This window comes from Caballeronia sp. INDeC2, assembly GCF_023631325.1.
Taxonomy (GTDB): domain Bacteria; phylum Pseudomonadota; class Gammaproteobacteria; order Burkholderiales; family Burkholderiaceae; genus Caballeronia.
This window is the reverse complement of sequence record NZ_JALQDG010000048.1, coordinates 1-9,395: the sequence shown is the minus strand read 5'-3', so window position 1 is coordinate 9,395 and position 9,395 is coordinate 1. Positions and strand designations below refer to the sequence as shown.

The 9,395-nt window shown below is 61.8% G+C and carries 10 protein-coding genes; 8 read left to right on the top strand and 2 right to left on the bottom strand.

From position 1 onward, the window contains the following. Positions 1-127 precede the first annotated feature (127 nt). Complete coding sequence (locus tag NCS28_RS31190; RefSeq protein WP_250517648.1) at positions 128-508, top strand: TraR/DksA family transcriptional regulator; 381 nt, start codon at positions 128-130, stop codon at positions 506-508. Positions 509-526: 18 nt separating this feature from the next. Here the strand turns inward: NCS28_RS31190 and NCS28_RS31185 are convergent, their stop codons facing one another. Then, positions 527-934, bottom strand: coding sequence for a VOC family protein (locus NCS28_RS31185; RefSeq protein ID WP_250517647.1), 408 nt, complete (start codon positions 932-934; stop codon positions 527-529). Positions 935-1,097: 163 nt separating this feature from the next. Further along, positions 1,098-1,709 carry a TetR/AcrR family transcriptional regulator gene (locus tag NCS28_RS31180; RefSeq protein WP_250517646.1) on the bottom strand — a complete coding sequence of 204 codons (612 nt, stop codon included), beginning with the start codon at positions 1,707-1,709 and terminating at the stop codon, positions 1,098-1,100. Positions 1,710-1,820: 111 nt separating this feature from the next. Here NCS28_RS31180 and yghU point away from each other — a divergent pair, with 111 nt between their 5' ends. From yghU to NCS28_RS31145, 7 genes are all read left to right on the top strand, one after another. Continuing rightward, entirely contained in the window at positions 1,821-2,696 is an 876-nt protein-coding gene (yghU, locus tag NCS28_RS31175; RefSeq protein ID WP_250517645.1) for a glutathione-dependent disulfide-bond oxidoreductase, read from the top strand. A 3-nt stretch (positions 2,697-2,699) separates the two neighbouring features. Further along, positions 2,700-3,590, top strand: a complete 891-nt coding sequence (locus NCS28_RS31170; protein ID WP_250517644.1) for a LysR family transcriptional regulator — start codon at positions 2,700-2,702, stop codon at positions 3,588-3,590. Between the two features lie 108 nt (positions 3,591-3,698). Continuing rightward, positions 3,699-4,715, top strand: coding sequence for a succinylglutamate desuccinylase/aspartoacylase family protein (locus NCS28_RS31165; RefSeq protein WP_250517643.1), 1,017 nt, complete (start codon positions 3,699-3,701; stop codon positions 4,713-4,715). 18 nt (positions 4,716-4,733) lie between these two features. Further along, entirely contained in the window at positions 4,734-6,062 is a 1,329-nt protein-coding gene (locus NCS28_RS31160; RefSeq protein WP_250517642.1) for an MFS transporter, read from the top strand. After that, positions 6,059-6,901, top strand: coding sequence for an MBL fold metallo-hydrolase (locus tag NCS28_RS31155; RefSeq protein WP_250517641.1), 843 nt, complete (start codon positions 6,059-6,061; stop codon positions 6,899-6,901). The genes NCS28_RS31160 and NCS28_RS31155 overlap by 4 nt, the downstream gene beginning before the upstream one ends. Positions 6,902-7,156: 255 nt before the next feature. Next, positions 7,157-8,455 carry a glycosyltransferase family 87 protein gene (locus NCS28_RS31150; RefSeq protein ID WP_250517640.1) on the top strand — a complete coding sequence of 433 codons (1,299 nt, stop codon included), beginning with the start codon at positions 7,157-7,159 and terminating at the stop codon, positions 8,453-8,455. 296 nt (positions 8,456-8,751) lie between these two features. Continuing rightward, positions 8,752-9,395, top strand: a 644-nt coding sequence (locus NCS28_RS31145) for a porin (protein ID WP_502801261.1), incomplete at its 3' end; no start/stop codon positions are given.

Genomic DNA, 9,395 nt, shown 5'->3' with positions numbered 1-9,395 from the left:
CCCGCCGCGCAACCAAAAAAAACGGCGGGGCGGGCGATGTGCGCATGTCAGCGTCGGGGGGGGGGGGGGGGGGGGGCCCCCCCCCCCCCCCCCCCGCTTCTAACCATCCGTCTCATGGAGCATGAACATGGCCAGTCAACAAAGCGGCTTGAGCGACGACTTCGTCGCGAAGCAGCACGAGCGTCTGCTGACGCTCAAGCGCGAATTGCTCGGCGGCGAGGAAGGCGGTATCGCTGTCGAACGTCGCTTGCAGCAAGAGCGCGGTTCCGAAGCAGAAGAGTACGAGGACGATGCCCAGCGCATGGAGCAGGACATCGCGAATCAGGCATTGCGCGACGTGAACGATGGGCGCATCGGCGATATAGAACGTGCGTTGCAGAAGATCGCGGAAGGCACGTACGGTCTCTCCGATGAAAGCGGTGTGCCCATTCCGAAAGCGCGTCTCGACGCAATGCCCGAAGCCATACTCACGGTCGAGGAACAGGAAAAGCGCGAAGCGGGCCGATGACGCTTCGGCATGCCCGCATCAATTGTCGAACGTGCCTTGATACTCGGGCGCGGCGTCGGAACGCGTGTTCATCTCGAACATCACGCCGCCCGGCGCGCGGCAGAAGAAGCGTGAACCGCGACCGTTGTTGAAGATGTCCGTCTCCATCGCGACGCCTTCGGTTTTGAAGCGCTCGTACAGATCGCGCACATCATCGAGGCTCGGCAATTCGAAGCCCACGTGAAACGCGCGCGGCCAATCCGGCGTGCTGTCGCGAGCGTGATCGATCACGACATCGAATCCGGGGCGCTTGAGGATATACGACTGCTCCCACGTTCCCGCTATCGTGAAGCCGAGATACTGCTCGAAGAAGCGCGCTGTCGCGGGTGTATCGGCGGAAGGAAAACTGAGGTGATTGAGCTTCATGCTTCGGGTCGAATCTGTCATCGTCGGTCTCTCTTGGATCGAGGGGCGGCGGCCCTGTGCCATAGCCGCCCGAGGACTTCAGAATATAAGTAAAAGCTCACATTCGACTACTCGCATTGCCGAAGCCCGCGAAAGCCTGCTGCCACGCGATCCGCGCCGCCGCGTTCGAATCGGTTGCTCGCATTTACTCGCCAGCGCTTCTCGATAGATAGCCGAAAACAGCGGCCCGCACGCGGCGCTCCAGGTCGTCGAGATCGCGCTCGCCGCGTTCACCCGCGGCATCGACCATACCTTTGACGATGGCGAGCAGATCCGCCGCCGCGACATCGGGGCGCGGATGTCGCGGTGCGGCTCGGCCGACGATCGTTTCGACCAGTTCTTCCATCTCGCCTTTCCCGACTTCGCCACGCAACGCCGGCCGCCCTTCCGCGATGTCGAGCAAGCGCGCGAGCATCGGCCGCTGCAACTGCTGGCGCACGGCCGCGCCGATCAGATATTCGAGCGCCGCCTTGCCGCTTCGCTTCGTGAGCGCGATCGACGCATCCTCGTAAAAGCGCGTGCTTTCACGGCGAATCAGCGCGACGGTGAGGGCGTCCTTGCCCGGAAAGTATTGATAAAGCGAGCCGATGCTGACGCCCGCGCGACGCGCGACCGCATTCGTATTGAAGCCGTCGAAGCCCTCGCTTTCGAGCACTTGCGCCGCTGCTTCGACGATGGACGCCACCGTGGTTTCGGAGCGCGATTGCGCGGGCATCTTGCGTGGCCTGAATGGTTTGTGCGACGGACGTTGACTCATTCGTTTCCCCTCGTGGCATGCAGCGCGATTGTACAAAGCCCGGTCGAGCACGTTTGCCGTCGAACTGCTAACCTCGGGCGAATTCAATCGAATTGCAAAGGAGCCTGAAGCATGAGCGCATTGCCCGAATACGTGCCGCCGGCCGTGTGGACGTGGAACAAGGAAAGCGGCGGACGCTTCGCCAATATCAATCGGCCGATCTCCGGACCGACGCATGAGAAGGCGTTGCCCGTCGGTCGTCATCCGCTGCAGCTCTATTCCCTGGCGACGCCCAATGGCGTGAAGGTCACCGTGATGCTCGAAGAACTGCTCGCGCTCGGCCATCGCGGCGCAGAGTACGATGCGTGGCTCGTTCGCATCGGCGATGGCGATCAGTTCGGCAGCGGCTTCGTCGATGTGAATCCGAATTCGAAGATTCCCGCGCTCATGGATCGCAGCGGCGCAACGCCCGTGCGCGTGTTCGAATCGGGCGCGATTCTGCTTTATCTCGCGGAAAAGTTCGGTGCGTTCGTGCCGACGGACCCGGCACAACGCGCGGAATGCCTGTCGTGGCTTTTCTGGCAGATGGGCAGCGCGCCGTATCTCGGCGGCGGCTTCGGGCACTTCTATGCGTATGCGCCGAGCAAGATGGAGTATCCGATCGACCGCTTCGCGATGGAAGTGAAGCGTCAGCTCGACGTTCTCGACAAGCGTCTCGCGCAGAGCGCCTATATCGCCGGCGACGACTACACCATTGCCGATATCGCGATCTTTCCGTGGTACGGCGGCCTCGTGAACGGCTGGCTGTACGACGCGGCCGAGTTCCTTTCCGTGCACGAATACAAGCACGTTCGACGTTGGGCCGACACGATCGGCGCGCGTCCCGCCGTGCAGCGCGGGCGCATGGTCAACCGCACTTTCGGCGAGCCTTCGAGCCAGTTACACGAGCGCCACGATGCTTCCGACTTCGACACGCGCACGCAGGATAAAGTCGCCGCGGAAAAGTAACGCATGGAACTGCGCCATCTGCGCTACTTCATCGCCGTCGCGCAATTGCGCAGCGTGCGCGCCGCGTCCGAGCATCTGCATGTCACGCAGCCCGCCATCTCGCGGCAGATTCAGGACCTCGAAGAGGCCATCGGCGCAACGCTTTTCGAGCGCACGCCGCGAGGACTGAAGCTGACGATGGCGGGCGCCGCGTATTTGAATGAAGCGCGCGATATCCTCGCGCGTGTCGATGCTGCGAACCGGCTCGCGCAGCGCATCGCGTCGGGCGTGCAGGGACATTTGCGCGTCGGCTTCGTCGAGAATGCTTCGTGGAGCGGGCTGGTTTCATCGGCGCTGAGCGCGTTTCAACAATCGGCGAGCGAAGTCGCGCTCGAATTGCAGCCGATGAACACGCCCGAGCAACTCGACGCCATCGCGACCGAACGTCTCGAAGGTGGCTTCTGCTATCGATTCGGTGCGTTGCCCGAAGGGTTCGCGAGCGTACCGTTATTGGAGCAGAGCGTCGTGCTGGCCGTGCCCGATGCTTGTGCGCTCGGCAAGAACGGGCCAGTGAAGGCGCATGAGTTGTCCGGGCTGCCCTTCATCGCGTTTCCACGGCACGTCTATGCCGCGTATTACGACCGTCTAGTGTCGGCTTGCGCGGAGCGCGGTCTCACGCTCGATATCCGCCAGGAAGCCTCCACCGAAACCGCGATTCTTTCGCTCGTCGCGGCGGGCGTCGGCGCGGCGCTCGTCAATGCGGCCAATCGCGAGCGTCCGCCCACGCGTGTGCGATTCGTCGATGTAGCGGATCTCTCCGTACGTCTGCCGCTGGAGTTCTGCTATCTCGCCCAGCACGGCAACGCGGCCTTGCAGCGCTTCATCGATCTTCTGAAAGCGCATCGGCCCGAATAGAGTGGAAGCGATGCCCGCGAGGCATCACCGGCCGCATAAAACGGCATTGGCCAGCGGCTTTATCGTCGGCAATAGTGGAGTCGAACTCACTCGATTCGAAATCCGCTCATGTCAACGCTCGCCTCGCTCATCGCTACCGATATCGACTATGAACGCATCGGCTTTCAAACCGGCACGCTGCGTTTGCCGTGGTCGCACAACCGCTCCGCCTACGGTCATATCCCGATCCCGCTCGCCGTCCTGAATGCGGGCGATGGTCCCACCGTGCTGCTCACGGGCGGCAATCATGGCGACGAATACGAAGGCCCTCTCGCGTTGATGAAGCTGATGCAGCGCATGCCGGAACTCTCGATTCGCGGCAGGTTGATCGTGATTCCCGCGCTCAATCTCCCGGCGTTTCTCAACGGCTCGCGCACCTCGCCCATCGACGGCGGCAATCTCAACCGCCTCTTTCCGGGCGCGCGTCATGGCAAGCCGACCGAAATGATCGCGCATTACATCGAAACCGAATTGCTGCCGCGTGCGGATGTCGTCATCGATCTCCACGCGGGCGGCGCATCGTTCGATCATGCGCCGACGTTGCTCGCTTCGCCGCCGTCGACGAACGATGCTGAACGTCGCGCGCGTTATCTCGATCTCGTGCGTGCATTCGGCGCGCCGAACACGATGGTGATGGACCTGCTCGGCGAAGACCGCACGTTCGCGGCGGCCGCCGAGCGTCACGGCAAGCTCTTTCTGTGCGGCGAATTCGGCGGACACGCGGGCTGCGATGCGATAAATCTCGCGATCGTCGAACGTGGCTTGCAGCGCGTGTTGCAGCGTCTCGGCGTCTTGCACGACGAGCGCATCGCGCCGCCACCAGAAACGCGCTATTTTCGCGTCGAGGGCGCGCAGCACTATGTCTATGCGCCGCATGCAGGCGTGTTCGAACCCGCCTTCTCGCTCAATGACGACGTGCGCGCGGGCCAGCTCGCAGGTCGTCTCTTCGATCCCCACGAGCCGTGGCGCGCGCCGCGCGAGATCGCGTTTCGCGGCACCGGCCGCGTGATGTGCGCGCGCACCTTCGCGCGCGTCGAAGCGGGCGATTGCATCGCGCTCGTCGCCGCCGAAACTTCTTTCGACTGACACTCAAGGAGCACATGCATGAGCGCTCATCCCCTGCCCGCGCATGCGGACACGTCCCTCGACGCGCGGCATCCGACGTATATCGTGCTGCTGTTCTTCGTCTGCTTCGCGTTCTCGTATCTCGACCGGCAGATCGTCAGCATACTCGTGCAGCCGATCAAGCTCACGCTCGGTATCACGGATACGCAAATCGGCTTGTTGCAAGGCTTTTCGTTCACGATGTGCTATGCAACGGCGGGCGTCTTCGTCGCGCGTCTCGTGGATCGGGCGAACCGCGTGCGCCTGATCGCGGCATGCGTTGCGATCTGGGCGGTATCGACGGCGGTCTGCGGCTTTGCAACCAGCTTCACGGAACTGCTCCTTGCTCGCGCCGGCACGGCAATCGCCGAAGCAGCGTTGAGTCCCGCGGCGCTGTCCATCTTCAGCGATATCTTTCCGCCGCGCAAAGTCACGCGCGCGAGCAGCGTCTTCATGCTCGGGCCGTATATCGGCGGCGGACTTGCGCTATTCGGCGGCGGCATGCTGCTCTCCGCGACCGGCGGTGGTATGAGCGCGCGGCTCGCGGCGCACGGATTCGCGCCGTGGCAAGCGGTCTTCGTGCTCGTCGGTCTTCCGGGCCTCGTGCTCGCGGCGCTCGTCGCGTTCACGGTACGCGAACCCGCGAGACATGAAGCCGATGAACGCATGCATGCCGGCGATGCATTGCCGTCATTGCGCGAAGTGCTCGTCGAACTGTTCGTGCGCAATCGCTTTTGCGCGCCCTACTTCGCCGCGTATGTCGCCCTCATCACGTTGTTCTATTCGCATGCCGCGTGGTTCCCGACGCTCCTTATGCGCCATTTTCATCTCGCGCCATCGGAGGTCGGCAAGATGGCCGCGCCCGCCTACATGATCGGCGGGATGATGGGCGTCGCGGCTGCGGGCGTGCTCGCGGCGCGCGTCACCGATGAACACACGCTTCGAAAAGTACTGGCGATTTCCACGGGCGCCGTGGCCGCGCTCGTGCCCGCCGCGATCGCGATGCCGCTCGTCGTTCACAGCACGTTCGCGATCGTCCTGTATGGGCTGTGCGCGCTCGCTGCAAGCATTGCGATGGCGCTCGCGCCCGTGCCGTTGCAGATCGCCGTGCCGAATCGCATGCGCGGACGCTCCATCGCATTGCTGGTCTTCATGACCAATGCGATCAGCGGCGGCATCGGGCCGCTCGCGGTAGGCTATCTCAACGAACGTGTCGGCGGCGCGCATGCGCTCGCCATCGTCGGCGGAAGCGCGGCGCTCGCGAGCGCATTGCTCTATGCGCTCGCGACGGCTCGCATATCGGCCGCGAGAAAGGAGGCTCGATCATGACCCGTCACGCATTGAGTTGCCATATCGGCGACATGACGATCACGCGCATCGACGAAACGGCATTCGCGCTCGCGCCCAAGAAGCTCTATCCCGATTGGGACGTCGAATCGGCCACGGACGATATCGAGTTGCGCACGCATCTATGGGTAATCGAACGCGAAGGTCTCTTGTTCGTCGTCGATACGGGCATCGGCAATGGCAAGGCGCGGCCCTTCAGCGCGCTCTTCGACCGGCTCGACAATCCCGTGCTCGAACGTTTCGCAGCCGCCGGTTTCGATCGGCACGAAGTTGACTATGTCTTGCTCACGCATCTGCATGTCGATCATGTCGGCTGGAACACGCAATGGGAAAACGGCCACTGGACCCCGGTGTTCCCGAACGCGAAGCATGTATTCGGCGAGCGCGAGCGCGCATTCTTCGATACACCCGCTGGCGAAGCGCGCCGCATGATCTATGCGGACAGCGTGCTGCCGCTCATCGATGCGGGCCTCACGCGCACGATTCCCGACGAAGGCGCGACGATCATCGAAGGTATCCGCTTCCTGCCGACATTCGGGCATAGCGCGGGACATATGGCGATCGAAATGGAATCGAACGGCGACACCGCGATCTTTTCCGGCGACGTGATGCATAGCCCGATTCAAGTCGTGAAGCCGCAGTGGAGTTCCATGTTCTGTCAAGAACCGGAACAAGCGCGTGCTTCGCGCAACTGGCTTTTGAAGCACGCGGCAGAGCGTAAGGCCGCCGTGTTCACCGCGCACTTTCCTCAGACATCAGCCGGCAGAATAGAAGAAACGGCGAATGGATTTGCCTGGCGTTATCTTCCCGCACAACCATAAGGACTTAATAAACTTTCGCAATCGGCGGCCATGCATAAAAACAAATCGCCGTCATCCATTTTTCAATAATGGTTGCGTCGTTGCAGTGCGCAAAAACACGATTGACGCCGCCCCCGCGATGCTGTCACGATTCTTGGGCCGTAGGATCTGTCATTGTGTCTTCATTTTGCTTTCATGCGACGAATAGCAGATCGATCCCGAATACTCTCATCACAGCGTCATTACGACGCGATAGCCGACACACGGGAGAAGTCCATGCTGAACGCTCGGGCTGGCGCCAGATCCGCGGATAACGTCCGCATCATTTCGGCTTTGCTGATGCTGGTCGCCGCGGGCTTTGTCGCGATCCGCATGGTCATCATCTATCACTATTCGCTGACGTATGTGTCCGATCACGCGCGGGCGTTCAGCGATTTCAATTTCTACTATTACGCATTCAGCGCCGTGCTGAACTCGCCGCACGATCCGTCGCTCATCTACAACAACGCGCATCTGGTTGCGTATCTCTCGAAGCTCGGCGCCAATCTGGACGACATCCTCATCTATTGTTATCCGCCGCAGTTCGCGGTGATCTTTTCGCCATTCGCGTGGTTGCCGTCGTTCACGGCCAAACTCGTGTGGGTCGCGATGTCGGTCGTGCTGTGCATCATCGGCGCGATCCTGCTTGCAAAGATGTCATATCGTGGTGAAGACAGGCGCGTGACTGCGCTGCTTATCGCAGTGACACTTTTGAGCTTCCCGGTGCTGCATGACGCGTATCTCGGTCAATCGAATCAGCTTCTGTTCTTTCTGCTCGCGACGCCGTTCTTCCTGATCGAACGCGGCAATCGCTGGCTGGCGGGTCTCTTTCTCGCGTTCGCGGTCGTCTTCAAGGTGACGCCGCTTGCGGTCGTCGGCCTGCTTCTGTTGCGACGTGAATGGCGCACGGTGATATCGACGGGCGTCTGCGCAATCGCGCTCACGCTCTTCACCGCAAGCCGGCTCGGCTTTCGCGTGATCTGGGAATATCTCACCGTTGAGATCGGGCGAGCGCAAACGCAGATCCTGAGCGCGGGCGGCCTGCCCGGCAATAGCTCGGTACGCGGCGCCTTGCAGACGATATCGGAGAAGCTCGGCATGCCGGCATCCGAGGCCACGCTTCACGCAACGTCGACGATCTTCGCCGCCGTCATCTGCGTGTTCGCCTGCTATCTCGTGGTCCGGCGCAGTCGCGAAAGGCGCATGGATTACGCGCTCGCCTGCATCACGATGCTGCTCGCCGCGCCGATCCTCGAACCGATTCACATGGTCGTTGCGCTGATCCCTCTGGTGATTCTTCTCGGCACGGCGCTGGAACAGCGTGATCTCCGCCAGTCCGCGCTCGCGCCTCGTGTCGAAATGCTGCTTCTCGCGATTGCCATACTCCTTGTCTTCTTCATGGAGCGATCCGCGATGTACACCGTCTCGGCGCTCATTACCTACGTGCTTTGCGTTGCGCGCTATTTCCCGCCCGCGTCGGGAATTCGGCGCAATCGGAGCGCCGACAGCAGCGGCTTCGACTCGCGGGTTGCGTGAAGAAGCGCAATTCAAAGGCTTAACGCCGCCATCAGTTTTGTTTATCGCGATTCCCACTGCGGTTTCGACATTCGTTGCGTGATTGAGCGCCCCTCGCATCGCGCGGAGTCTCGTCACGCAAGGGTCCGTCGTCATCGCGACGTTGCCTTGTCATCGACAGTCGAAACTCACCCACAGGTTAACCCTTTCTTTTTGCGCTTCCTGAACGGCGTACGTTCGAACCCGCGGGCATTTTGCGCTCTTCGCGCAATGCCACCGCGTCATCTATCGAACGACAACGATGGGGGGGTTCAAAAGTGCAAGGTCAACTGAAGTCATTGAGTGCGGGCGTGCTGTTGTATGCGGCGGCCATAGCAACGCCGGCGTTCGCGCAAAGCAGCGTCACGCTGTACGGTATCGTCGACGATTCGATCGTCTATCAGAGCAGCCAGACGAACCTGGCCAAGACGAATCCGGGCCGCTCGAACGTCAAGATGGCGTCGGGTATCTGGGCGGGAAGCCGCTTCGGCTTGAAGGGCGCGGAAGATCTGGGCGGCGGCAACAAGGCGATCTTCCAACTGGAATCGGGCTTCGACATCAACAGCGGGCAACAGCAGTTCACCAATGCGATGTTCGGCCGCCAGGCGTGGGTCGGTTTGACGAACCCGGGCTACGGTACCGTGACTCTGGGCCGTCAGTACACCTCGTACTACACGCTGCTTTCGCCGTATAGCCCGACGAACTGGCTGACCGGCTACTTCGGCGCGCACCCGGGCGATCTGGACGGTTTGGACACGATCTACCGCGCGAACAACTCGGTCGTCTATACGTCGCCGAAGTTTTACGGCTTGACGGTCAGCGGTTCGTACTCGTTCGCGGGTGTACCCGACAGCGTGTATCAAGGCTCGACCTGGTCGGCGGCGATCCAGTATCAGCAAGGTCCGATCGGTGGTGCGGTGGC

Coding starts and splice junctions, on each gene's coding strand:
- NCS28_RS31190 (WP_250517648.1), top strand. CDS start 128: ATGGCCAGTCAACAAAGCGGCTTGAGCGACGACTTCGTCGCGAAGCAG.
- NCS28_RS31185 (WP_250517647.1), bottom strand. CDS start 934: ATGACAGATTCGACCCGAAGCATGAAGCTCAATCACCTCAGTTTTCCT.
- NCS28_RS31180 (WP_250517646.1), bottom strand. CDS start 1,709: ATGAGTCAACGTCCGTCGCACAAACCATTCAGGCCACGCAAGATGCCC.
- yghU (WP_250517645.1), top strand. CDS start 1,821: ATGAGCGCATTGCCCGAATACGTGCCGCCGGCCGTGTGGACGTGGAAC.
- NCS28_RS31170 (WP_250517644.1), top strand. CDS start 2,700: ATGGAACTGCGCCATCTGCGCTACTTCATCGCCGTCGCGCAATTGCGC.
- NCS28_RS31165 (WP_250517643.1), top strand. CDS start 3,699: ATGTCAACGCTCGCCTCGCTCATCGCTACCGATATCGACTATGAACGC.
- NCS28_RS31160 (WP_250517642.1), top strand. CDS start 4,734: ATGAGCGCTCATCCCCTGCCCGCGCATGCGGACACGTCCCTCGACGCG.
- NCS28_RS31155 (WP_250517641.1), top strand. CDS start 6,059: ATGACCCGTCACGCATTGAGTTGCCATATCGGCGACATGACGATCACG.
- NCS28_RS31150 (WP_250517640.1), top strand. CDS start 7,157: ATGCTGAACGCTCGGGCTGGCGCCAGATCCGCGGATAACGTCCGCATC.